This window comes from Acinetobacter sp. 1125_18A (assembly GCF_052824985.1).
The window spans coordinates 94,549-119,890 of sequence record NZ_VTDG01000010.1 but is presented as its reverse complement, the minus strand read 5'-3'; the positions used below and the strand labels follow the sequence as shown (position 1 = coordinate 119,890).

Here is a 25,342-nt window from a genome sequence, read left to right as displayed (position 1 = left end):
CTTCGCTTTATGTATCAATTTTGAGCACATTTAGAGAAAATATGACCTTTTACTTAACTAAAAAAACTCCTCGAAAAATAGGCTATGTTTTTATTCTTATTAGCTTTTCCGAAAATACTCATGCAGAGATATCTGTACCTGATAGCGGAACAATTGTTAAGCAGTTAAGTCCAGAACAATTCAGTCAAAATACTCAAGCAGCTCAACAGTATTTTGACTCAGATGCATCTCAACAAAATTATAGTCAAGACCAAACCCCGATTTGGGTGGGAAAGGTTGAGATAGAAGGAAATCAAAAGATTGACACAAAAATACTGCATGAATTGGTTAAGCATTTAGAAAATAAAAATAATGTCCTAGCCGATTTACAAATGGGTGTAGCAAGCATTACCCAATACTATAAAAAACAAGGGTATTTTTTAGCAAAGGCTTATTTACCAAAACAAAAGCTAGACAGGGGAATTCTTGTAATTAAAATATTAGAAGGACAATTAGATAATATTATTTTAAATAATCAATCTCATATTAAAAATTCTGTTATTGGTAGGTATACAAACAGAATTCCGAAACAACAAGCTTTAGAGCAACAAAGAAGTAATCAAACACTATTACATCTTTCCGATTTATCTGGTATTGGACCAATACAGGCGAATTTGCAAGCAGGCAAGCAAATAGGGCAAACAGATTTAATCTTGGACATCGCTGGTCAGAAGCAATTTCAAGGGAGAGTCGGATTTGATAATGCTGGAAGTACATATACAGGCAAATATCGTCTTTCTGGATATGTAGAAGGTAACAGTATGATGGGATACGGTGAAAAAATATCTGCTCAACTGTTAGGAAGCAATCAAGATCTTATATCTGGCAATTTAAATGCCCAATTTCCAATCATGGGAAATGGTTTGTGGATTGGGGGAGGATATAGCCTTACTCAATATGAATTAGGAGAACAATTTAAATTATTGGATGCTAAAGGAAATTCTGAAAACTATAATTTAAACTTTACTTATCCATTGATCCGATCCCAGAAAACCAACCTCAATTTAAAGCTGCAACTAGAGAAAAGAAGACTATTCGATGAAATTGTAGTTACAGATACCCAAACCTCTAAACACACTCAAGCTAGTCGTATAGCACTGAATTTTAGTCGAACTGACGAGTGGGGGATAGGCAATGCAAAAGGCGGTATTAATCAACTTGAATTGTTGGCTACTCTTGGCAGTTTAAATATTAAAAGTCCTACAGCATTAAACATAGATAGTTTGTCTGCAAAGACCCAAGGCAGTTTTAATAAATATGAGATAAAATTTGCTCGACAACAAAGACTGACTCAATATTCTTGGTTGACGGGTGAGCTTTATGGACAACTTGCATCTAAAAATCTCGATTCTTCTGAGAAATTCTCATTTAATCAAATGAGAGCCTATCCGTCTGCAGAAGGTCTAGGTGATCAGGGATGGGGAGCTTCGATAAATTTTTATTATCAACTTAAACCGTTTCTAAATATGTATCTATTTCAAGATATTGGTCAAATACAACAAAATAAGAATCAGTACTTAACTGAAAAAAACACTCGCTTTCTTGGCGGTACAGGCGTTGGTTTTGGAGGAGGCTATCAAAACTTTGACTATAATGCGACATTGGGATGGCGAGATACTTCAGCAGCGAGAAGCGATAAAGACAAAAATCCAAGACTGTTGTTTCAAGTTGGTTGGCGGTTTTAATATTGTTATGTAAAAAAAGAAATTAACTAAAGTTCTATGTGCTGTGGGTACAGAGGGTTTTCCCTCCCTAAAAGAGAGGGATTGGATTAAAGTTTAATAGACGGATACCTTAAATTTTATTGCCACAGATATCTTTTGTGTTGGAAGAATAGTTTAAAGTCATTTGGTTGCTGTCAAAGATGAGAGTTTCCGTTGGTTGATAAGTTCCTGTAAGTAATGTTGGATAGCCACCTACAAGACCAAACATCTGGAAACTGATTTGAGTAGCTAAGTCTGATAATGGTGTATTGTTAATATAGCCTTTATCTACACCATTTAAATTTATTCCAATTTGTTTTGCATCTTGATCTAAATAAAGACCAATTCTATAATTATTTGCAGTGTTGTAGCCTATATCGAACTCTTTCCCATAATTAATGCCTGCACCTAAATCAGAAAAACTAATATAGACTGTTTTGGTTTTAGCATCATCTGAATTTACAATCCATACGAAGCCTCCGTACTTCAAGTTTCCATTTTTTATACCATAAAAACTATAACCTAATGTATATACACCACTCTGATTACTCGAATGAGATCCTATAGGAATATCTGCAAAGTTATCAATTTTTAGCTCAACAGCATAGTTTCCTGTGCTCGATAAATTCTTATCTCCAGGAATTGTGCTATTCGTTCCATTCATATAATTTTTATAAGATTGCGCAAATGCAGTAGTGCTTGCATGATATTGATATGATGAATTCTCAAGTGGAAAACTAGCAGTTGTTCCGTTTAAGTAGGGAAATTTTTTTGCAGGTGGAATGGGATTTCCAACCATCTGCTGGATTTCAGTAGTTGTTGCATCAAAATTATAACTACAAGCTCCCCAACTCTCTAAACTTATCGTTCCGATAATCAACCCGATTATTATCTTTTTCACAAATTTATCCTTTTTATCTTGAAATTGAAATATAAGATAAAGACGTAAACAAATGGTAAAAACCGATAAAAAAGTAGTTGTAAAATTTAGAGATCAAAACCTGCCGGTGATAGGTTAATCTTAAATTATGTGGCCGTAGATATATTGAGTTCTTATATAAGAGAATTTAATTCTTTTTAGGAGTTATGTTATTTCGTATAAAAACCTTTCCTCATATTACGGATACTAGAAATAGGTAAAATCCAATAAGTTTTATTAAAAAAGAAAAATCACTTTATCGGAAATTTAGTCTGGGTTGAAATGTATTATGATAGATTAATCACATTATATATCTCTATTGAAAACTAAAATACATTTTATAGTGATAAAAGCCTAAATTTTATGAAGTTTATCTAAAACTAGGTTTTGTTATTAGGGTAATAGAGCTTCACAATTTTGAACATAGTCTAAGGATAAGGAGATGTTCATGCTGAAAATAAAGCCTTTGTGTTTAACACTTTTTTCATTCAGTGTTTTTGCCATGTCTGCTGCATATGCAGAACTTTCAACTTTAAAAAGTATGTCGGATGAGCAACTGTCTGAAACCACTGGTCAGGCACTTATGAGCTTGTCTTATATTGCACCTGCTGATACTGCAAATTTAGAATCTAAACGTAGTGGTGGCGATAATAGTATTGGTTTTTATAAGTTGGGACTTGAGGCCGAGTTAGAATTAAATGCGAATATTAAAAAGCTACAGTTAGGTTGTGGTGGTGTAAACGGTGCTGGTGGTTGTGATATTGATATTGATAATTTAAGTCTGAGTGGTTTTGCTGATACAAATACAGGGCGCGTTGCATCTTCTGCAAAGTTAACCAATCCTTTTTTAGAGTTTGCGATAAAAAACCCAAATAGTGCATCGCAACGAGAAATTGTTGGATTACGTGTAAGTGCTGAAAAGGCATTAGGATTATTAACAGTTGGTACAAATAATGATGTTCCTAATGGAATTAACACATTATCTGGATATATGATTGTAAATGGATATGGAAATGCTATTACAAAAGCTGGGACTTTTGGGCTAAATCCCGGAGAAACAGTATCCACAACAGCAGATGTCAATATTCTTGCTTGTACTTCAGGATGTGGGTCTAATGTGGGTTTACAAGCAGGCTATGGAAAAGGTTCATCTGGTTCAAATACTGGGTTGAAAATTCCATCAATGGTTGCTCCATTTACTGTAAATGGTGCCGTTGTGAAAGGCAATCGATTGAAATCTGCTGATGTTATTGCGAAAGCAAATATTCCTGATATACCAATCTCAAGTAATTCTGGGCAATTAGGTGTAAGTTTAAATAATTCTGCTTGTGTGATTCTTTTTATATGTGTGAAAGATACATTTATTAAATTAAATACAACTTTGTCTGGATTAACAGCAGATATTAATTTTAGTGAAGGGTTGGGGTATATACATAATTTACCAATTAATAGTTCTGTATATTTGGCCTTGCAACAAAAAACAATACAATGGCCTGGAGCGAAAGAAGAGGCCATGAGAGGATGGTGGTTATCTATGCAAGATCCAATAAATTTAGGTGATATATCGCCTAAAGATAATATTGATATATCTTCTGTTTACCCACAGTTCGCAACCATACTTGGGCAGAAGCTTCAAGAGCCTGCATATAAAATTAGTGTGAATACTGGGGATGGTTTACAAGCATTGTTTGGTAGTGGGATTACCAAAACATTATCTCCAATTGATTTAAGAGGGAGTAGTGTTGGAATTAATCTAAATAATTTGCCATTATCGACGCAGAATATCATTTCGAATTGTTATGGTACTTTAAAATTCTGCTAATCCTGTTATTTCAATATCTTAAAAGCAATAGCACTAACCACTATTGCTTTTTATTACTTGGAAATATTCGTTTATCGGAAAATCGTATATTTTACACAAAAAACTTTGTCATAATAAAAAATATTGCATAAGATAAAGTGTGATGTAGATAACAAAACTGTATAAACAAGGGAAGATGATTTTTATACAGTTGAAGTAAGAATTTAAGAAATAAAATAAAATATGGTGCGGAGCATCGTATAACACAGGAAGGTCGTGGATGACTACACTCAATTATACGGTAAAATTTCATAAAACCGTTTTGGCGAGTTTTATTGGCTTATTGATCAGTCAATCTTGCTTAGCACTTGAAGAAATGTCAGATGAAAAGTTAAGTAATACGACTGGTGAAGGCATTGCTTTGCTTCCCCAAGACGCTTATATGGTTTTTCGAGGTGTTGGTGTTAATGAAACAGCCACACAATTATTAGATCGAACTAAAGATACAGGATCTATCAACTATATCCCTGTTGGGCCATTAAGTCTTACAGCGGCAGATACTAATAAAAATAACAGCATTGATTCTGGTGATTTGGCTGTGGGTAAAGCAGACTTATTTTTATACGGCTTAGCACTCTCTAAAGCCAATGATGCAGATCCAAATGATATCAATGAACGTGTGGGGATGCTTAAAAACACATCAGGCGTTGCAACAGCAATTAATGCAATCAAAAGCTGGGGAACTGCAACTAATCCTTGGATTTTGAAAGTGGATACGATGAATGCCGTGCCAACGTTTACGCCAGATATTGCTGGTGGATCAAAAAATACAGACACAGGAAAAGTTACTTATTTATCTTTAGAAGCACCTGCTTTTGAGACTGGAACATTGGATGCTGAGGGTTCCGATGCTTATAAGCTCAAGCTAGGGATGTGGGCAGATGCTTTTGTCCGAAATCCAAACAAAAAAGATGGTGATCCAAACCAGTTTCAATACGGAACAAGTACGGGCACTCGAGGTAATGGAACCGAAATAACAAATCGAGAAAATCGGATTCGGTTGCAAGCAATTTGGAATAATTTTAGTTTAAATGGTAGTAAAATTCAGTTATTTCAAACTTTAGATGGTGCAAGCAATACTGGCGGTTTGAGTCCGTTTTATAATAAAACTTTGGGCTTGGCTGGTGTAATCCGTTTAAATAGTGGTGATGCTTCTAATTTGAAATTAAAGTCCTCAGATGCAATCACTGAAAATAATGGTACGTTTTCAGCCTGGAGTACTATTCATGCTGGAGCAAACTCAGGTTTAAGCACATCATCTACAGGTGATTGTGGAAATGCGGGAACTGGGGCTTTCGGTACAGGAACTGGCTGTCAATATATTGTACAAAATCGTTCTCGTACTGACTCGAAAACGTTAACACGTACTTGGTCTTTACCTGCAGAATATCAAAATAGAGTTTTACGTTTAAGCACTCAAGAAACCTCAGACACTAATTTATTGTATACACCAGCATTAGATACTTCTGGAAATGCAAAAGCACCAACTTTTGCAAAAGATGAAGGTATTTTTATTTATAATTTAAATACCAACTTGGTTTTAGGTTCATTGTATCAGCCTTTAATATTAGGATCTGATGGTAAGAATTTTAGTTTAGAAATCGCTCGGATTCCAAATAAAGAATCAATCTATAAAAAGATTTATACGGATTATACTGGAGCTGATTCAACCTACTTAGGTTCAACTTGTAATATTTACCAATGTGGTACTTCTACTATCTCAGGCTATCAAGGCAACAATGCAACGCACAGTAGTATTAGTATAGGGACAGTCTATAGTGATGATGGCGGGAAGACTTTAAAAGCATATATGGGAGCCGATGCTGTTGGAGTGTCATTTGGGAATTTAGCTCAATCACGTTCTGCAACTACGACTGCCACAGGTCGTGAAGTTAGGTATGCGCAACGTCAGCTTAATGATTATAACTGGAGACAGGGTTACACTTGTACATGGACTGGAAGTTGTACAACTACAACGGGATCCCTCAAACAGTGGGAATATTACACTGGTACTGGATGGTTAATAAAAGATCCACAGACAAAATATCCAGATACACCGACATGTTCAACAGGATTTCTCTCTGGATGTACTAGTCCGAATTCTGGAACAACACCATTGTATGGTTCAACTGCGAATCGTACATGGTCCGATTCAAATTTAAATGGTGCAGCTTGGCGGACAGTTTCAAATACGGCAGTGGATAATTTTATAGGATCGGGTAATGGTGTTACAGGGGCTACTATGTCGAATAACGTAGCACCAATACCAACTATGTCAGCAACACCGTTGAACAATTTAGGCTCAGCCTTAATTGATGGAATGCTGATTCAGCATATGAAAATAACTACCAAAGGCTTATAGGATAGGAAGAAATATAATGAAAAAAACAGTACTTCTTATTTTAACCAGTTTGGTAAGTTTTCATTTAGCAGCAATGGAGGCCTTAACTGATTCTGATTTACAGCAAGTTGAAGGGCAAGCTGGTGCAGATTTATCTTTAAAATTGGTATTGAACCAGGTCAATGCAAGTGACTCATATTATGCAACTGGAAATGCCTATAAGTTCGATAGCGATACTGGCGGAGTATGTGCAAAATTAGAGTTTTGCCGTTTAGCACTTTCAGTAAACAACAGATATGTAGATGCTGGTGGTGCTGCAAATAGTGTCAGTGGTAATAAATTGTGGGTGGTATTTAAAGGAATTCAGGGTACGATTAATATTCAGAAACTTGGATTAGATGGTGTTGACTTAGTTTATAGAGGTATTGATGCAGCTGGGACACCATGGATTAAACCTGCAATTCAATTGGGCTTTGATGCAACAAACCCAATTCAAATCCGAAATTTTGGTTTTAATGCATTATCCATTGAAAAGGATGAATTTACGAGTCAAACCAATGCCAATGGAACAGTCACTGAAAACTCATCTGGAGCAACAGCAGATAAGTACGGTTATTTAAAAAAGACAATCTATGATGCAACCACTGCAGCGAACTCCTTTTATGATCAAGGTAATGAAACTGGTTTTATGGGCATGCGTATGAATGGCAATTTAGCATTACAAGGTAAAATTATGATGTTTAGTTGTGATACTTCGAGTAACAAGCGTTGCTAAGATGAAATAAATCTGAGGGTTTAGGGATGAACATTAAAAAACAACAACATGGAAAAAGATTTATTTTAAATACATTAGCTTTGAGTTTGTTAGCTATACACGCCCCTGTTTATGCACTACAAGCTTTGGATGATAGTGACTTAAGAAACGTAAATGGTCAGGATGGCGTACATATAGAGGCAAGCTTAAAAGAAGCCAATATTAAAACATTATACTGGACAGATCAGGTGGGGCGTGCAGAAGCAGATGCAACCAGTCAAGCGCTGATTGCAACAGCAGATACGGTTAAAATACAACAGAGTAATACTTCTACAGATCCATTAAAAGCAGATATCAAGCTTAATATGGGGACAGCAGCAGGTAAAACTGGAGTGAATTTAGACTTATCTCTCTCTCCGATGCTGATGACCGTCGATTCATTTCGTGTTTGTGATAGTGACCCAAGTGGAGCACGCTGTAGTGCAAAATTGGGTAATCTAGCGGTACAAACGGCTTCAAATACCAGTATTGGATTAAAAACAAGCAATGGTCTTTTAAGTAAAACAGATCAAGTTGAGCTGACTTTAGGACTTCAAAATGCCAACATCTATCTGGGGCAAAGTAGTGCCACAAGCCAATTAAATCAACTGATTTTAAAGAATTTTAACTTTAACTTTAAAGGGAAAGGTTTTGCGTTTATAGATGCAGCTGAAGGCTTTAAGTTACAAACGAATTCTGGAAGTAATATCGCGGGTGCAAATCAGGCACCAGATTCGAACTATGGTTATGTAGATTTAACCCGTGTGGTTGATCCTGCTTCATTAAAGGCAGGTTTTATAAACACGGGCAGTTATGGGAATGGAACTTCCTCAACCAACGCGGGTTTAAATCTTGAAATTATGGTGAATAATAAAGGGATCAATCCTACATCGCTTTATGATGTCGATAGCTATAATACACCGACAGGTGCAAAAGGGCTGATTCGTGTAGGTGCCAGTGGGCGTATGGTCAATGGTTCATTACAATTTCGTGGTGTACAAAATGCCAGTAGTTTAATTGGTTCCGCTGTTAATTCGATTGGTACAGACACTGGAAAAGATATTGTCGGTGGTTCGGGTATTGCATTCCGTATGAAGACAGATTTCACCAAAGAAGGTGACACCATGCTTGCTGGCGGTGGCGATGCAACAACTTTGGAAATTGGTGGTGCAGGCTTAAATACTTATGGCTTTGAGTTTGGTAATTTAACTGGTTTACAAAAGGGAACGCGTGCTTCTTTTGATACGGGAAATATTTTTTTAAACCTTACAGATTCTAAACAAGTTACGATACCAATAAATACAACTTTCCAAAATTCGAGTTTTGGTAATGGTCAATCTTTAACTAGTTTAAATGATTATAAGCAAGATATTTATACGACTCTATCTGCGGGTAATCGTCCTTATGCTGTGGTCGCTTCGATTCGTGGTGGGGAATTCCAAGCTATTTCTAGACGAGGACGATTTACTACTGCGCCAGGTGTTGCTGCTGGAAATTTATTTACAGATAATGGTCTGAATAATCAGTGGGGGTTGGCTTTACCCTTTTATAACTTGAATGCCAATTTAGCAATGTATGGTACAACAGTTGATGCTGATAAAGCCTATTACTATTCAGCAGATGGTACGAAAAGCAGTGTCGCAGCTACAGCGGGTACACAAACCTCTAGACTCGGTTTTTCTTTAGGTTTAAGTACAGAGGGTGTGGATAAAAATGGCACAACTAAGCTTGGCAATAAAACAACCTCGATTCTGGTGATTGATGGTGGTCAGGTGAAAAATGATGCAGGCGTTCCTATTGCGGGTACCTCCAAAGACTATTATTTAGGCCTAAGAAATATCGATATGTTGCTGAAAGGCAATGGCAGTATCGGGGTTGAAAACGGAAGTTTAAATTTAAGTTTAAAAAATATGTTGGTGGTAATGGCGGCTGAAGTTGCAGCAGGTTATTTACCTGGAACAACCTATGCATCATGTGCAGGTGGTATTGCGACAGCAAGTGTTGCTTGTGGAAATAAACGTGTATCTGATTCCAATAATTTCGCAAAAAGTGATGATGTATTGTTTGGCCTTAAACTTCGTTTTGGTGGTGATATGGATTTGTCACTTATCCCAAATAGTGAAATTAAAGCGGATGGCACAGGTAATCGCTTAACTGTTGTCGGCGATTTAAAGCTAGCAAATACAAATAATACGATTCAGATTAGTGATCCAGCAAATGGTTCTACACTTGGTTTAGATAACTTGACAGGTGATATTCGCTTTAATAATGCTATTGTGATTAGTAAAAACTCAACCACAGGAAATGGCCAGGTTGGATTTAATGCAAGTTTACAATTTAACCCAACACAGTCAGTTGACGGTGTATTTAGAGCGCGAGATTTAAACTTTTATCCACCTTCTATGAATGGTGCTTTAGTTTCAGGCGCACGTTTAGGTGAAATTGCATTGACGGGTGGTCGGTTGACCAGTGAATTTAACATTGTTCCACGGAATTAATGCGTTATTGGTCGGCTTGTGCTTTTATCGTACAGAATTTCTGATTAGACTGTGATGTGGTAGGCAGTATATAAATTTTCCTAAGGATTAGGATAATGAAAAAAAATAGAAACCTAGGATGTATATCATTATTGATACTGAGTCCAATTGCGCTGGCAATGGAACCTATGGATGATCAAAGTCTTTCCCAAACAACAGGGCAAGATGGGATAAATGTTGGTATAAATCTGAGCAAAGCTCAACTCAATCAACTGTCAATCATTGATCGTGACGGATTAGGCTCGACTGTGAATGATGCAAATAAAGCATCGCTGGTTCTTGCGGGTAAAAGTGCTGGTACGGTTGCTGATCAAAGCGTTAATATCACTTTTCTAGGTGCTTCAAATACCCCAACTATGAATATAGTCATGGATACCGATGGGGGCGCTACAGGTGGAGCAAGTGGTAAACCTTTTGCCAATATTGGAATGAGCTTCGGAAGCAATATTACGGGGATTAAAGTTTCACCATTTGCGCTTTACTTGGCTGGAGCGAGTTCATCTTCAGGGCCTGCTGGATATCAATCTATTTTTACAGGAACCAGTGAAAAATCCGATGTCATTAAATTTTTAAAACTGAATGATGGTTTTGATATCAACTTTGCTGCAGCCAAACCAACCATTAATTTACAGTTAGGTAATGCACCTCAAGGGCGTATGATTGCTTTTGGTGGTGCAATTCAATCGATTTGTGGTACGGGATCAGGCTGTGCTATTGCACTTTTATCTGATGATAGCGATATTGGTGCAAATTTTAACTTCCAATTAACTGGAACAGATAAGGTCAATGGTTTTTCATTAAATGGTTTCTATGCTGGCGTTGAACCAACAGGTTTTGTCTTTGGTAATACGGGAGAATCGAGTAAGTTTGATCTGGGTATCAATCAGATGATTATGGGAACGAGTGGGGCAAGTGCGGCAGGGACTTTTAATGGTCTGCAAAATGGCTCGATGGGGAACTTTGGGGCAATCGGAACATCAGTTACAGATTTAAAAGTAAAAATTAATGGTCTGTAATGATGGTCTATAAAATACCAAAGCATAAAAAACCCTATAAGTTGTGTAACTTATAGGGTTTAATTTATTTCAGAGCTTTTTTAATGCGGTTGAAAAATTACTTCACAAATTTAGCCATTAAATCATCTTTGCTTAAATTTACAGATTCGGCATCTCTACGACCTTTATATTCAAAAGTACCTGCATCTAAGCCTTTTTCACCAATGACAATACGGTGAGGAATACCTGTTAACTCCAAGTCAGAGAATTTAACACCAGGCCGCTCATTACGATCATCCAGTAATACATCATAGCCTGCAGCTTGTAATTCAGTATAAAGCGCTTCAGCTGCTTCAAGCGTACGTGGAGATTTTTGCGCATTCATTGGCACAATCGCAACTTCAAAAGGGGCAATCGCAGATGGCCAAATAATACCTTTCTCATCAAAGTTTTGTTCGATCGCGGAAGCAACTACACGGGTTACACCAATTCCATAACAGCCCATTGTCACTACCAATGGTTTGCCGTCATCACCCAAAACTTTACAACCGAGTGCTTCTGAGTATTTGGTGCCCAATTGGAAAATATGACCAACTTCAATACCACGTTTAATTAAAATCGTGCCTTGACCATCTGGAGATGGGTCACCTTCAACCACATTACGTAAGTCAAAAACTTCAGTAAATGTTGCATCACGGTCCCAGTTGATACCAGTGGCATGCTTATCTACTTCATTGGCACCTGCAACAAAATCTGAAAGCACAGAGGCTGCACGGTCAACAATGACAGTTAAGCCTTTCTCAACCAGTCCTTGTGGTCCGCAGAATCCCGCAGTTAAACCAAGAGTATTCAGTTGAGCATCTGTTGCAAATGTTAAAGGTGCGGCAATCAGTGGATGCTTTTCAGCTTTAATTTCATTGAGCTCATGGTCGCCACGTAGGAATAACGCGATTACAGGAACATGACCCTTTTCATCAGCAATACCTTGTACAAGTAAGGCTTTTACTGATTGCGCTGGATCTGTATTTAAAAATGCAGAAACATCAGCAATGGTTTTTTGATTCGGTGTGTCTACAATTTTTAGATCTTGGGTGGGTGCTGCGCGCTCACCAGTCAATACTGCTTCAGCCATTTCAACATTGGCAGCATAGTCAGATTTGGTCGAGAAAGCGATATCGTCTTCACCACTTGATGCAAGTACGTGAAACTCATGTGAACCTGAACCACCAATCGATCCTGTATCTGCTTGAACAGGACGGAAATTTAAACCTAAGCGGCTGAAAATTCGGCAATACGTGTCGTACATAACATCATAAGTTTCTTGTAATGACGCTTGATCGACATGAAAAGAATAAGCATCTTTCATAATAAATTCACGTGAGCGCATCACACCGAAACGTGGACGAATTTCATCACGGAATTTGGTTTGAATTTGATAAAAATTCATTGGAAGTTGTTTATAACTTTTTAATTCATTACGAGCCAAGTCCGTAATGACTTCTTCATGTGTCGGACCAAGAACAAAGTCATTGCTATGGCGGTCTTTAAAACGCAACAGTTCTGGGCCGTATTGTACATAACGACCAGATTCTTCCCATAGTGAAGCCGGTTGCGTCACGGGCATTAATGTTTCCAAAGAACCTGCACGATTCATTTCCTCACGAACAATCGCTTCAACTTTATTGAGCACACGTACACCCATCGGCAACCAAGTGTATAAACCTGAAGCCAATTTACGGATCATCCCAGCACGTAACATGAGCTGATGTGAAATGACTTCAGCATCGTTTGGGGTTTCTCTTAACGTTGCAAATAAAAAGCGACTCGCGCGCATGGAAACTGTCCTAAAATTTTTAGATTTAAAGAAAGGATTATACGATAAAAAAATACGATAAAAAAATAAGCTGAACATTTTTAATGATTGTTTAAATTGAAAACTTTATATTCCTATGCTGACGATGTGATCAGACCCTAGTTTTAACTCGAAATCATCCAATGTTCTGAGTGAGAGTTTTAATAATTTATATTGTTTTTTTAAGTTTTTTTCAATAATAAGACCAATAAATCTCGAATTAAAAGGTGATTATTCAAGTTTTTTGAGTCGGTTAATAATATCATCATAGTAGGTTTGTGTCTTGCGGTAGTTGTCTTGTAAGCTTCCAATATAATTCTTTGTTTTATCTACGTTTTCAGAATTGTATTTGATCCGATCTTTGAGTGTAATAGGAACAGAGTTACCTTTGCGGTAGTATTCCATTTCTTGTCTTTTAAGTATAATACGATCACTTTGAAGCTGTTTAAGTGTTTGGTTTTGTAGTGTTATTTGTTGTTTTATATTACTTAGAAGTTCATTTCTTTTGTTAACAGCGACAGATGAGTTGCCATAGGCACGCTTTAAGCGCGCATCTTGTTCTAATTTACGCATTTCAGATGCGCGTGACGTCGATTGCTGTAAATCTTTTTCGACATTATAAGCATGATTACGTTTGATCACTTGCATGTTGCGATCAAGCGCTTCATAACCATTTTTTATGTGTGCTGGTGTGACCGAGGTGCTGATATTGACCACCCCATTTTTATCATAATATCTATACCATACCGCTTTAGCCTGAGGCGTATCGGCATAGACCGATAAAGTGCAGATGAGTAAGCTGACTGAAAGGGCGGTATTGCATATTTTTTTTGTTTTTGACGCTATATTTTGGTAATAGATTATTCTATCCATTTAAAGTCTACCATCCCCAAAAAATCAATGTAAGTTATATGATTTTGAAACTATCTTTGGTCATTTTATGTGGTTACAAAATTTTAATAAACAATTAACTTCTAAAAAAAAGCAGAATATTTTTTTTTATGTGAGCTTTACTGTGTTTTACTGTTTGAAGTGAGATTTCCGACAAGAAATGTTCATTGATAAAGTGAGTTAATATATGTTAAAAAAACATGATTAATTGTAAAAATAAATCTGTACAGCACAATTCATTCCAAGCTTACGGAAAGGGGCATTAAATGGACGATAAATTTCAAAATCTAAAAGTCATGGTGATCGATGATTCTAAAACCATTCGTCGTACTGCTGAAACATTATTACAAAGAGAAGGTTGTGAAGTTGTCACTGCTGTAGACGGTTTTGAAGCCTTATCTAAAATTGCTGAAGCAAATCCAGATATTGTTTTTGTCGATATCATGATGCCTCGTCTAGATGGCTACCAAACCTGCGCTTTGATTAAAAACTCCCAAAATTATCAAAATATTCCAGTCATCATGTTATCTAGTAAAGATGGCTTATTTGATCAAGCAAAAGGTCGTGTTGTCGGTTCGGACGAATATTTAACAAAACCATTTAGTAAAGATGAACTATTAAATGCTATTCGCAATCATGTGACTGCTTAACTGAACGGTTAATTTGGGGGAAATAATGACAAAAATTTTAATAGTTGATGATTCACCAACAGAAATGTTTAGATTTAAAGAAATTCTAGCTAAGCATGGATTTGAAGTGATTGAAGCAACCAATGGTGCAGATGGTATTACACTGGCGCAAGCTGAATTGCCGGATCTTGTGTTAATGGATGTTGTTATGCCTGGTGTAAATGGTTTCCAAGCGACTCGTCAGATCGCACGTGGTGCAGCGACCAAGCATATTCCAATTGTGATTGTAAGTACTAAAGATCAAGAAACCGACCGCGTTTGGGGAAAACGTCAAGGGGCTTGTGACTACTTAACCAAACCGATTGATGAGAATCAGCTGATCAGTACGATTAAGCAACATCTACAAGCAGGATAATGTATGGCAGCAAATGGATTTATCGAATTACTTCGATTGTCTAAGCGAGGAAATAAAAATTACGCTGACAATGAAAATGAAGTAAACCGATGGTCAGGCATTGCATTTGAAATGATGGGGCAATATTTTGTTGCGCCTTTGGGTGAGGTTTCAGAAGTTATTTATCCGCCAAAATACACACCCGTTCCCAATGTTCAGGGATGGGTGAGAGGTTTAGCGAATATTCGCGGACGGTTATTGTCAGTTTCTGATTTGGCTTTTTATTTAACGGGGCAAAGAAGCCAATTTCTACCTACTCAAAAAGTCTTATGTATTAGTCATAATGACCACTATGTTGGTCTGATCGTAGATCAGGTTTTGGGGATTCAACATTTTAATAAAAAAGGCTTTTTTTCTAAAAACAATCAATTAGAAGAAAACCTTCAAACCTATTGTCAGGGATATTTTCAACAGCATAATCAGGCTTGGAATATATTCTTGTTTAGTCGTTTGTTAAATGATCCTCAATACATGAATGCATCAGAAAAATTTATAAACTAGCTTTGACGCCTAATGAGAGTTAAGCGAATCGGGAGAAGCTGAATGGGCTTTAAACTAAAGAAGAAAAATATAGGGGATACTGCTCAAAAAAGTAGTTCAGGCGTATTAACCAAAACCAAATCAAAAATTGATGAATTTGCTAAGTTGTTTGGGGAAAGCGACAAATCAAAGCCATTTATTCAGATGGCAATTGCCAGCATCATCGTTGCGATTATTTTGCTTTTGGTTCTATTCTATACAGTTCCTCGAAATAACGACTTAACTCGTAGCTTGGGTGAATTAAAACTTTTATCACAGACCTTATCACGTCAAGCAACTGAAGCCACCGCATCGGGTTCGAAAGACTCAATTGATGCTTTAGTTGCATCGCAAAAGAAATTTAAAGAAAACTTAGATGTCGTCAAAGATATTCATGCGTCTTCAAAACAAGTAGAAGGCGTTGAAAAAACTTGGAAACAAGTTTCTGCTGATATCGACATGATTGCGACACACCAAAAAATCATTAACCAATTATATGACACCAACATTGCTGTTGCGGATGTGATCCCGGGCATGCAGGCTGAATATAACGCAATGGTTGACCAAATGGCACGTGACAACATGTCAAGTACTCAGGTTGTTATCGCGAAAAACCAAGTATTCCTTGCAGAACGTATTTTACGTTCTATTGGTTCAGTATTAAGTGGTTCAGAGAATACCCGTGCTTCAGCAGACGACTTTAATGCGGATACTGAAACATTTGGTACGTATTTAAATGCGCAACTCAATGGTAGTGCCGATTTAGGTGTAACACGTATTGATAAACCTGAACTACGTGAGTCTTTAGAAAGTATTAAAGCTGATTACAATGAAATTGTGCAATTGGCATCAACTTCTGTACTAAAGAACTCTGATCAGATTTTCAAAGTACGTCAGGCATCGTCAGACATCTTTGCGCAATCGGATAATTTATTAAAAGGTTTGGATCGACTTTCGGTAAATACTGGTGTGGGTACGATTTTACCTGCATTGATTTTACTCCTTGCACTTGGCGCATTCTTATTTGCTGTATTTAAACTACTCGGTTTACGTAGTGAGTCAGATAAAGTTCGTGTAACACGTTTACAAGATGAGTATGACCGTAACCAGAATGCGATTTTACGTTTACTTGATGAAATTGCCGATTTGGCAGATGGTGATTTAAGTTCGTATGCTACGGTATCGGAAGACTTTACTGGTGCAATTGCCGACTCGATTAACTTTGCGATTGACCAATTACGTGACCTGGTATCTCGAATTAATGACACTTCTCAAGAAGTTGCACAATATACGCAGAATACCCAACAGATTACTAACCAGTTGGCTGAAGCTTCTGAGCATCAGGCGCAAGAGATTGCAGGGGCATCAACAGCGATTAATGAAATTGCACAGTCGATTGACCACGTATCTGCAAATGCTGCTGAATCAGCAGAGGTAGCACAGCGTTCTGTACAAATTGCATCAAATGGTGCAGATGTGGTAAACCGTTCAATCGAGGGGATGGATACGATTCGTGAGCAGATTCAAGAAACTTCTAAGCGTATTAAACGTTTGGGTGAGTCTTCACAAGAGATTGGTAACATCGTATCGCTAATTAATGATATTGCCGACCAAACCAACATCCTGGCATTAAACGCAGCAATTCAGGCATCTATGGCAGGTGAAGCGGGTCGTGGTTTCGCCGTGGTTGCGGACGAGGTACAGCGTCTTGCTGAACGTTCAGCATCTGCAACCAAGCAGATTGAAACACTGGTTAAAACCATTCAGACCGATACCAATGAAGCCGTAATTTCAATGGAACAAACCACTTCGGAAGTTGTGCGTGGTGCGAACCTTGCAAAAGATGCGGGTGTTGCCTTGGGTGAGATTCAAACAGTATCGAGTAACCTTGCTGGTTTGATTGAAAGTATTTCTGAGTCGGCAAAATTGCAGTCTGCTTCAGCAGGCCATATTGCAAATACGATGAATGTCGTACAAGAAATTACTTCACAAACCACTGGTGCAACATTTGATACAGCCCGTTCGGTTTCTGAATTGGCAAGTATGGCGGATTCATTACGTCAATCAGTTTCAGACTTTAAACTGCCTGACTAAAACGATTGATACTTTATATATGTGCAATATCGACTGTAACAAGTGGCTATTGCACAGAATGGAACGCCTTCTAAAGCCATTCAGCTTGACTGTATTTTGAAAGGTTTTAGTCCCAAAGACGGGAACTAACATAGAAGCCTGAGCTATGAAAGAAATATTAAAACATTTAGTGGAACACGTTACTTTACCTGAAGATGCGTATCTTGGTCAGGATGAGGAAATTTTAGAAATTTTTGTAGAAGAACTTGAAGAAATTTTTGAACAGCTACAAACCTCTCTTGATCGATGGCAACTCGAAGAGTTTAAAGATACCGAATTGGTCAATATTCGCCGTTATTTTCATACGCTTAAGGGGTCTGGGCGTATGGTGGGGGCTAAACGTTCTGGTGAACTTGCTTGGACTGTTGAAGATACATTAAATCGTATTATTACGAAAAATCTGGAACTTACTTCCGAGATTCAACACTATGTCAGTGCAGTATTTAATATTTATAAGTTCAAACTCTACTCAGAGTTTTTAAATCGAAAACCGCATCATTTAGATTTAGCACCTTTGGTGTATTTGGGGCAACAGCTACAACAGAAACAAAGCTTAGAACCTGCTTTAGATGAGTTATTGGCATTATCAAATACACTGGATAATGAAAATGTCATTACTGGTTTGGAGATTGGTGAAGATACTGCAACAGCAGAAGTAACCTCAGTGACCACTCCACATGTGGTTGATCTCGTTGCAGATGGCTCTACAGATACGACTGAAGAAGAAGTGGCAGTTGAATCGCCTGTTGCAGATGATAGTTTAACCTCTGAAACCTTGGAAATCTTTGTTGAAGAGTCAGAGGAGCATCTGGCGGCAATTAAAGACTTTTTGCACTTAGAAGAACATACGCCTGATCAATATAATCGCTTGATTCGTGCCTTGCATACTTTGCGTGGCAGTTCTTCAATGGCGCATGTCAATGAGGTCTTTGAAGCAAGTGGTAAGGTCGAGCATTTGTTTAAAGTATTGGTTCAAGAAGATACCGAGTCCTCAAAAAATGAAAATGCTTTACTGACTTACTATGCTGAATTTGTCAGTGATTATCTCTATGTTTTAAAGCTGAAAGGTAATCAAGCTGTTGAGCTACAAACCATTTATCAAAAATTTAATGATGCTTGGGAACGCTACGATTTCCAACACCAATATCAACATTCACAAACGGGTTTAGTCACACAATTGGTTGATCTTGAGATCGATCTATTACTTGATGCCGAGTTTGAGTTTGATAAACGCGCCCAAGTTGAATATCCAGCATATTTCCAACAACTGGCTCAACAAGCGCAGATGTTGATAGATCATACCAATAATCGTGCTGCGCAAGGCATTCATGATTTTAGTCTCGCTTTAAAAGATGGTTATGAGCAAGTTATTCACAAGCCTGACTTATTAAATACTGATTATGCTTTTGAAATGTTTTCTAAGGCCCATCAGGAATTTATTCATTTATTCGATATTTTGGCATCAGGACAAAGAGTCAGCCTAAATGAATCAACACAAGCGATTTTGGCTGAGTTACATGACTATTTACACCAAGAAATAGACACAGGTGTTGATGGTCAAATTGTTGAAATAAGGACTGCGCTAGACATTGAACAGCAGCCAGATACAGTCTCAATTGAAGCGAACCCTGTTGAATCAGTAGGGAACTATGTACTGACACAAATTAATCTGGATAAACAGAATATTGACTCAGAACACAGTCAACGTGAATTTGATGCAGATGTCCTCGACATTTTTATTGAAGAAGCTGACGAGTTGTTGGTTGGAATGGACCATGACTTAAATACTTGGTCAAGCCATCCTGATGACACAACCGCGTTAAACAATTTGATGCGTTATTTGCATACCTTAAAAGGTGGTGCAAATATGGTGCAAGCCACTCATATTGGTTTGATTGCGCACGAGTTAGAAACGATTTATGAGCGCGTGATTAAAGGTCAACTCAAAGCAGAGCCACACATTATTCAAGCAATTCGTTTAATTCAAGATGATGTGGCAGATCGTATTCAATTGATTCGTGAAAAATCAATTGATTATCCAGCAACTCATATTCTCAATGTTTTACAAAATATCGATCAGCAAGGTCCGATTGAAACTGTTCAAGTGTCAACAGTGGTTGAGCCACAATTTAGCCATGATTCAGCAGATTTACATGAAGTCGCATATGTTGAAGACGATATCGTTTTAGCGATTGATCAAACTCCAGAACTGCTTGAAATTGAACCGTCAGATCAAGATCAACATCCTGCAATTGATGATACTCAATTGTTTATAGATGCAAATCAAGATGCAGATTTAGATCCTGTTGAAGTTGTTGCCCGAGAAACCTTTATCGAAGAAGCACGAGAGCTGATTGATGATGGTTTAAGCATTTTATCTCAATGGTTTGATCAGCGTAGCAACCGTAGTTTCCTACTCCAATTACAACGTATTGCACACAGCTTAAAAGGCGGTGCAAAAATGGTGAAATTGGAAGAAGTGGCTGATATTGCATATGAATTAGAAAATGCATTTGAGCAATTTGGTTTACATAATTTTAATTCGAATGTTTATGATGGTTTACTGGAAAAAACCTTTCATTGGCTAGATGCAGCAATCTTTAAACATCATTATGATAATTTTGAAGGCTTAAAATCGAGCTTACATAGTATTGAATATGTTGATGTATCAGCACAGCTTCCAGAAAAACTATCTCGAACAAATTTAATCTTTGAGCAATCGATCAGTGAGTTTGTTCAGGGGGATGGTACAGAGCCACCTTCAATGTTGGGTGAATGGGATCTTTCACAAAAGACTGAATCCAACAATGAGATGATTCGTATCTCTGCGGATTTGGTTGAAAAAATGATCGACCTTTCTGGTGAAAACGCGATCAACCGTTCACGTATTGAGATGGATTTGGGGCAGTTAGGTAATACCCTGACTGATATGGAGTTGGCTATTCAACGTTTGGCGGATCAGCTACGCCGTATGGAAGGCGAGTTAGAAAGCCAAATCATTGCAAAACATGGCGATTTAAGCGCTCGCTATGCTGATTTTGATCCTTTAGAAATGGACCAATATTCATCTCTAAACCAGTTATCAAAATCATTGGCTGAATCTGCATCTGACTTGGTTGATTTTAAAACTACGTTGGCTGAAAAGATTCGTGATACTGAAGGTTTATTGCTTCAGCAATCTCGTATTCAAGCTGAAATTCAGGAAAGCTTGATGCGTACTCGTCTGGTACCATTTTCAAGATTGTTGCCTCGATTACAGCGCTTGGTTCGCCAGACCTCTTCAACCGTGAATAAACCCACTGAACTTTTAGTCAATAATACTGAAGGGGAGTTGGATCGTAATATTCTGGAAAAATTAGTTTCACCGTTAGAGCATATGTTGCGGAATGCGATTGACCACGGGATTGAAGATGCGGAACAGCGTCAGAAGTCGGGCAAAGCGTTGACAGGTCGAATTGATTTGAATATTAGTCGTCAAGGTACAGATGTGCTTGTATCGTTTAAAGATGATGGTAAAGGAATTGATCCAAAAGTTATTCGTGATAAAGCAATCGAAAAAGGCTTAATCAAAACTGATCAGCAGTTAGAACCTGAGGAAATCCTACAGTTTATTTTCCATCCTGGTTTTAGTACAGCACAGCAAGTGACACAAATCTCTGGTCGTGGTGTTGGCTTGGATGTTGTGCAAAGTGAAATTAAATCACTTGGTGGACAAGTGAGTGTCAGTTCTGAGTTGGGGCATGGTTCAACCTTTACGATTACCGTACCTACAACAGTTGCGGTCAGCGATGCCTTGATGGTGAAAGTCGGTGATCAGCAATTTGCAGTCCCATTATCGCAAATTGATCGTATTGTTCGAATTTCACCAGCCGCTTTGGAAGAATATTTTGAAACTCAAAATGACTATTTTGATATCGATTTCCAAAGCTATAAGCTACGTTATTTAGGTGAGTTTACCTCGAATCAAGTCACTCCACGGTTACATGGGCTTGCACATTCATTACCAGTGTTGTTGATCAAGGGAAGCTTGGGGCAATCCATTGCCATTCTGGTTGATCAGTTAATTGGTTCACGTTCACAAATTGTGGTTAAACCGATTGGTAAGCAGTTTGCTACCATCAATGCGATTGCGGGTGCAACCATTCTGGGTGATGGTCAGGTGTGTTTGATTTTGGATGGACAAAATATTGCACGACAAGTTCAAGCATCTACCCGAGGTGGCGCTGAACATCTTCAACATGATAAACAACGTCATCGTGATCAACGCCGTTTGATTATGATCGTGGATGACTCAGTTACCGTTCGTAAGGTCACTTCACGTTTGCTTGAACGCCAAGGTTTCGATGTGATTACTGCGAAAGATGGTGTGGATGCGATTGAGCAACTTGAAAATGTCAAACCAGACTTGATGTTGCTGGATATTGAAATGCCTCGAATGGATGGTTTTGAAGTCACCAACTTGGTTCGCCATCATGAAATTCACCGCGATTTGCCAATCATCATGATTACGTCACGAACAGGTGAAAAACATCGTGAACGGGCATTTAGCTTAGGTGTGACAAATTATATGGGTAAACCATTCCAAGAATCTGATTTATTGGAAAATATTGAAGCTTTGTTGACGGTTAAATAGGAACGCTCATGACAAAGAATATCGAAAAGTCTGCAATTGATAAAATTAGCACACGGGAATTACAGCATTTAATTACGGTGTCTACTGGGTTTATTGATGCATATATTATTGATTGTTATGATAAAGCACCAATGTTATTACCACAAAATGTGGTGCTTTCTGCTCAGAATAGTCCAACCTATGTCAATGTCGTGGAATGGCATGAAAAGAAGTTGCCGACATTTAGTGTCAGTGATCCTAAAAAGACCCTGGGTGTCGCACTGATCATTGAAGGGGAAGATGCAGACGAGCGTTTTGCTTTGATGTGCAATGAAATGCCAAGCTCGATACGGCTACGGATTTCAGAAGTGGTCGACGCAGAGGATAGCATCAAAGATAAGACGATTTTACAATATGTGAAAATTGGCGATAAGACTTATCATGTGCCGGATTTGGATCAAATCCAGTTACAGATTGGGATAAAGAAGGCTTGATCTGCAATGCTTTCAAAGCTTATCTGTAAAAAAGGACGCATTTGCGTCCTTTTTTACTTAGTGAGAATCGCTCAGCTTAAGCGAGTAATTCGACTAAGATTTGTTCGTAGATTTCAGCCAAAGGCTCTAATTCAGCAATATTCACATGCTCATTAATTTGATGAATCGTTGCGTTTAAAACACCTAACTCAAGGACTTGAGCGCCTGTCGGTGCAATAAAACGACCATCAGAAGTCCCACCACTGGTTGAAAGTTCGGTCTCTGTCCCTGTCACATTTTTAATTGCAGTTCGTGCAGCATTGACCAACTCACCGACTGGGGTTAAGAATGGCAAACCTGATAACGTCCACTCAATATCATAATCAACATGATGGCGATCTAAAATCTCAAGAACACGTAATTTGAGTTGATCTGCAGTCACTTCAGTTGAGTAACGGAAGTTAAAGGTAACGGTCATCGTGCCGGGTACAACATTGGTTGCGCCTGTACCTGCTTGAATATTGGAAACTTGGAATGAAGTCGCTGGGAAGTATTCATTGCCATTGTCCCACACCGTATCACATAGTTCAGATAAGGCTTTTGAAGCGGTATGAATAGGGTTAATGGCTAAATGTGGGTAGGCAACATGGCCTTGTTTACCTTTTACCGTTAACACGGCATTTAATGAACCGCGACGGCCATTTTTTACGATATCACCGAGTGTATCTGTACTTGAAGGCTCACCGACAAGACACCATGTCATTTTTTCATTACGTGCTTCCAAAGTTTCGACGACTTTAACCGTACCATTGATCGAAGGACCTTCTTCATCAGAGGTGATTAAAAAAGCAATAGAACCTTTATGGTTCGGATGATTCTTTACAAAACGTTCAGATGCAACCACCATTGCAGCCAATGCTGTTTTCATATCAGCACTACCACGACCATAGAGTTTGCCATCACGAATTTCAGGTAGGAATGGATCAGACTCCCATGCATCTAGATGACCTGTAGGCACAACATCGGTATGACCTGCAAAACAGAAAACTGGAGATGCTGTTCCGCGTCTTGCCCAAAGATTATCAACATCTTCAAAACGCATATTTTCAATATTAAAGCCAATAGCAGACAGACGATCTGCCATGATGGTTTGGCAGGTGTGATCTATAGGTGTCACAGAAGGCTGGCGAAGAAGTTGTAAACTCAGTTCTAAGGTATCCGAATGATTCATGGACATTGATCAAGTAAGTAAATTGAGCAATATAATAGAGGAAGATAAAACCGAATGAAAACCTTAAAGCTTGAGAAAGGATAAAACTATTTAAATTGGCATTAAAAAAGCCTTATCTATTTAGATAAGGCTCATGTTGTAGAATGAAGTTGATACTTACAATTTATTTTCAACTTTTTCTGCAGAATTCGTAACAGCATCCCCCGCTTTAGATACATCCTTACCAACACCTTTAAATGTGTTGCAACCAGCTAAAACAAAAGCGAATAACATTGAAACTGCTAAAATTTTTTTCATTACTATCTCCGTGTTTCACGCGTTAATTAGAATTTTAGTATACGAGCATCGGGTTAATATATCGTTATGTTTTTATGAGTGGATTGGTTAATCCGTGTATAAGAAACGTGAATAATTAAGCATTTATGTCAAAGAAAAGCGCCAGAGGAGCTTGGCGGTACATATAAAATTGCAGGCTATTTTTATCATGATATAAACCATTACACCAAAATTGGGCAGCAGCTGAGCTTTGCTTTAGATCTGGGCAAATCCATTCATGCCGTTGTAGACGGTAAAAATCTTGTGCAATGTGATGTCCCCATTGACCCAATCGACGTTGCGTGTTGATCCATGAGGGCGGTGCAACATCGTCTTTATTGTAAGGCAGATAAAGCTGTCCTTTCATTACAGCCAGTTTCTTTTCAATTTTAAGATCTAAAGCCTGGGTAAATTGAAATTGTTTTTCTGAGAAATGATTCAGTTTTCGTAAAAGGGTGTCGCTACGATTTAGACCATACCAATGCTTTAAGTGTAAGGTTGATTCGCCTAAATAGTACTTTAAAGCAACTTCCCAATGCTCGATCTGTTTTGTGGCCTGATTACGAACAAGGAAATCAATTTCGCCTAATGTATTCTTTGCTTCAATGATTTGGATACTATGCTGAATCAGTTGATAGTGTTGATTGGCTTCGTCTTGTAACCAGAACCAAAATAAATATTCAAAACGTAAACCTAAACGTGTGCTTTTAAGCTGTTGCACAAATTCAATGAGTGGGGTGGGGTCGTGATCGAGTTGATCTAAGCGCGTTTGAAAATCTATATATTGTTGCTGCCAAAACACCGTGTTGTGTATTTCAAAATGATTTTTAATTTCTAATTCATCAGGCAGATGCTGAATAATATTGGGGCTGGCAATGCAAAAAGCCAATTGACGAACAATAGGATGTTTGTACTTTAACCAAGGTTCAAAGTAGTCTGTCATTGTATGTTGTCCTAAACTGAGGACTCACTCAGTTTATTTTCAAGAAAATGTCTTTAGCGTATTGAGATTCAAGCAAATAAGTGGATAAACATGCAAGCGCAA

18 protein-coding genes are annotated in these 25,342 nt (G+C 37.9%); 12 read left to right on the top strand and 6 right to left on the bottom strand.

Annotation, left to right across the window (positions count from 1 at the left end):
* The first annotated feature begins 41 nt into the window (after positions 1-41).
* Positions 42-1,724 (top strand): ShlB/FhaC/HecB family hemolysin secretion/activation protein, encoded by a 1,683-nt coding sequence (locus FY049_RS16815; protein WP_224964239.1) that lies wholly within the window; start codon positions 42-44, stop codon positions 1,722-1,724.
* 109 nt (positions 1,725-1,833) lie between these two features.
* On the opposite strand, the gene FY049_RS16810 is transcribed toward FY049_RS16815, so the two are convergent.
* Complete coding sequence (locus FY049_RS16810) at positions 1,834-2,643, bottom strand: DUF4882 family protein (RefSeq protein WP_224964238.1); 810 nt, start codon at positions 2,641-2,643, stop codon at positions 1,834-1,836.
* Between the two features lie 466 nt (positions 2,644-3,109).
* Between FY049_RS16810 and FY049_RS16805 the strand changes: the two genes are divergently transcribed.
* The 5 genes from FY049_RS16805 to FY049_RS16785 all read left to right on the top strand — a co-directional run bounded on the left by FY049_RS16805 (position 3,110) and on the right by FY049_RS16785 (position 11,209).
* Entirely contained in the window at positions 3,110-4,483 is a 1,374-nt protein-coding gene (locus FY049_RS16805) for a hypothetical protein (protein WP_224964237.1), read from the top strand.
* 259 nt (positions 4,484-4,742) lie between these two features.
* Positions 4,743-6,884 carry a hypothetical protein gene (locus tag FY049_RS16800; RefSeq protein ID WP_327857722.1) on the top strand — a complete coding sequence of 714 codons (2,142 nt, stop codon included), beginning with the start codon at positions 4,743-4,745 and terminating at the stop codon, positions 6,882-6,884.
* 16 nt (positions 6,885-6,900) lie between these two features.
* Positions 6,901-7,638 carry a DUF6160 family protein gene (locus FY049_RS16795; RefSeq protein WP_224964235.1) on the top strand — a complete coding sequence of 246 codons (738 nt, stop codon included), beginning with the start codon at positions 6,901-6,903 and terminating at the stop codon, positions 7,636-7,638.
* Positions 7,639-7,664: 26 nt separating this feature from the next.
* Positions 7,665-10,154, top strand: coding sequence for a DUF6160 family protein (locus FY049_RS16790; RefSeq protein ID WP_446084034.1), 2,490 nt, complete (start codon positions 7,665-7,667; stop codon positions 10,152-10,154).
* A gap of 95 nt (positions 10,155-10,249) precedes the next feature.
* Entirely contained in the window at positions 10,250-11,209 is a 960-nt protein-coding gene (locus FY049_RS16785) for a DUF6160 family protein (RefSeq protein ID WP_446084033.1), read from the top strand.
* 97 nt (positions 11,210-11,306) lie between these two features.
* On the opposite strand, the gene FY049_RS16780 is transcribed toward FY049_RS16785, so the two are convergent.
* Entirely contained in the window at positions 11,307-13,022 is a 1,716-nt protein-coding gene (locus FY049_RS16780) for a proline--tRNA ligase (protein ID WP_446084032.1), read from the bottom strand.
* Positions 13,023-13,271: 249 nt separating this feature from the next.
* Positions 13,272-13,913: a hypothetical protein gene (locus FY049_RS16775; protein ID WP_262782896.1), complete on the bottom strand. Its 642-nt coding sequence runs from the start codon at positions 13,911-13,913 to the stop codon at positions 13,272-13,274.
* 284 nt (positions 13,914-14,197) lie between these two features.
* Between FY049_RS16775 and pilG the strand changes: the two genes are divergently transcribed.
* From pilG to FY049_RS16745, 6 genes are all read left to right on the top strand, one after another.
* A complete protein-coding gene (pilG, locus tag FY049_RS16770) occupies positions 14,198-14,581 on the top strand; it encodes a twitching motility response regulator PilG (RefSeq protein ID WP_004723803.1) in 384 nt (127 codons plus the stop codon).
* Positions 14,582-14,606: 25 nt separating this feature from the next.
* Positions 14,607-14,975, top strand: coding sequence for a response regulator (locus FY049_RS16765; RefSeq protein WP_004723801.1), 369 nt, complete (start codon positions 14,607-14,609; stop codon positions 14,973-14,975).
* Positions 14,976-14,978: 3 nt separating this feature from the next.
* Positions 14,979-15,515: a chemotaxis protein CheW gene (locus tag FY049_RS16760; protein WP_004723799.1), complete on the top strand. Its 537-nt coding sequence runs from the start codon at positions 14,979-14,981 to the stop codon at positions 15,513-15,515.
* Between the two features lie 42 nt (positions 15,516-15,557).
* Entirely contained in the window at positions 15,558-17,627 is a 2,070-nt protein-coding gene (locus FY049_RS16755; RefSeq protein WP_446084031.1) for a methyl-accepting chemotaxis protein, read from the top strand.
* 145 nt (positions 17,628-17,772) lie between these two features.
* Complete coding sequence (locus FY049_RS16750) at positions 17,773-22,299, top strand: Hpt domain-containing protein (protein WP_446084030.1); 4,527 nt, start codon at positions 17,773-17,775, stop codon at positions 22,297-22,299.
* 8 nt (positions 22,300-22,307) lie between these two features.
* Positions 22,308-22,772: a hypothetical protein gene (locus FY049_RS16745; RefSeq protein ID WP_105714352.1), complete on the top strand. Its 465-nt coding sequence runs from the start codon at positions 22,308-22,310 to the stop codon at positions 22,770-22,772.
* A gap of 76 nt (positions 22,773-22,848) precedes the next feature.
* Here FY049_RS16745 and dapE read toward each other — a convergent pair whose 3' ends face one another.
* From dapE to FY049_RS16730, 3 genes are all read right to left on the bottom strand, one after another.
* Positions 22,849-23,982: a succinyl-diaminopimelate desuccinylase gene (gene dapE, locus FY049_RS16740; RefSeq protein WP_056515197.1), complete on the bottom strand. Its 1,134-nt coding sequence runs from the start codon at positions 23,980-23,982 to the stop codon at positions 22,849-22,851.
* A gap of 156 nt (positions 23,983-24,138) precedes the next feature.
* Positions 24,139-24,279 carry an entericidin A/B family lipoprotein gene (locus tag FY049_RS16735; RefSeq protein ID WP_004723791.1) on the bottom strand — a complete coding sequence of 47 codons (141 nt, stop codon included), beginning with the start codon at positions 24,277-24,279 and terminating at the stop codon, positions 24,139-24,141.
* Positions 24,280-24,394: 115 nt separating this feature from the next.
* Positions 24,395-25,240 (bottom strand): DUF1853 family protein, encoded by an 846-nt coding sequence (locus tag FY049_RS16730; RefSeq protein WP_224964229.1) that lies wholly within the window; start codon positions 25,238-25,240, stop codon positions 24,395-24,397.
* Positions 25,241-25,342: the final 102 nt, after the last annotated feature.

Coding starts and splice junctions, on each gene's coding strand:
- FY049_RS16815 (WP_224964239.1), top strand. CDS start 42: ATGACCTTTTACTTAACTAAAAAAACTCCTCGAAAAATAGGCTATGTT.
- FY049_RS16805 (WP_224964237.1), top strand. CDS start 3,110: ATGCTGAAAATAAAGCCTTTGTGTTTAACACTTTTTTCATTCAGTGTT.
- FY049_RS16800 (WP_327857722.1), top strand. CDS start 4,743: ATGACTACACTCAATTATACGGTAAAATTTCATAAAACCGTTTTGGCG.
- FY049_RS16795 (WP_224964235.1), top strand. CDS start 6,901: ATGAAAAAAACAGTACTTCTTATTTTAACCAGTTTGGTAAGTTTTCAT.
- FY049_RS16790 (WP_446084034.1), top strand. CDS start 7,665: ATGAACATTAAAAAACAACAACATGGAAAAAGATTTATTTTAAATACA.
- FY049_RS16785 (WP_446084033.1), top strand. CDS start 10,250: ATGAAAAAAAATAGAAACCTAGGATGTATATCATTATTGATACTGAGT.
- FY049_RS16780 (WP_446084032.1), bottom strand. CDS start 13,022: ATGCGCGCGAGTCGCTTTTTATTTGCAACGTTAAGAGAAACCCCAAAC.
- FY049_RS16775 (WP_262782896.1), bottom strand. CDS start 13,913: ATGGATAGAATAATCTATTACCAAAATATAGCGTCAAAAACAAAAAAA.
- pilG (WP_004723803.1), top strand. CDS start 14,198: ATGGACGATAAATTTCAAAATCTAAAAGTCATGGTGATCGATGATTCT.
- FY049_RS16765 (WP_004723801.1), top strand. CDS start 14,607: ATGACAAAAATTTTAATAGTTGATGATTCACCAACAGAAATGTTTAGA.
- FY049_RS16760 (WP_004723799.1), top strand. CDS start 14,979: ATGGCAGCAAATGGATTTATCGAATTACTTCGATTGTCTAAGCGAGGA.
- FY049_RS16755 (WP_446084031.1), top strand. CDS start 15,558: ATGGGCTTTAAACTAAAGAAGAAAAATATAGGGGATACTGCTCAAAAA.
- FY049_RS16750 (WP_446084030.1), top strand. CDS start 17,773: ATGAAAGAAATATTAAAACATTTAGTGGAACACGTTACTTTACCTGAA.
- FY049_RS16745 (WP_105714352.1), top strand. CDS start 22,308: ATGACAAAGAATATCGAAAAGTCTGCAATTGATAAAATTAGCACACGG.
- dapE (WP_056515197.1), bottom strand. CDS start 23,982: ATGAATCATTCGGATACCTTAGAACTGAGTTTACAACTTCTTCGCCAG.
- FY049_RS16735 (WP_004723791.1), bottom strand. CDS start 24,279: ATGAAAAAAATTTTAGCAGTTTCAATGTTATTCGCTTTTGTTTTAGCT.
- FY049_RS16730 (WP_224964229.1), bottom strand. CDS start 25,240: ATGACAGACTACTTTGAACCTTGGTTAAAGTACAAACATCCTATTGTT.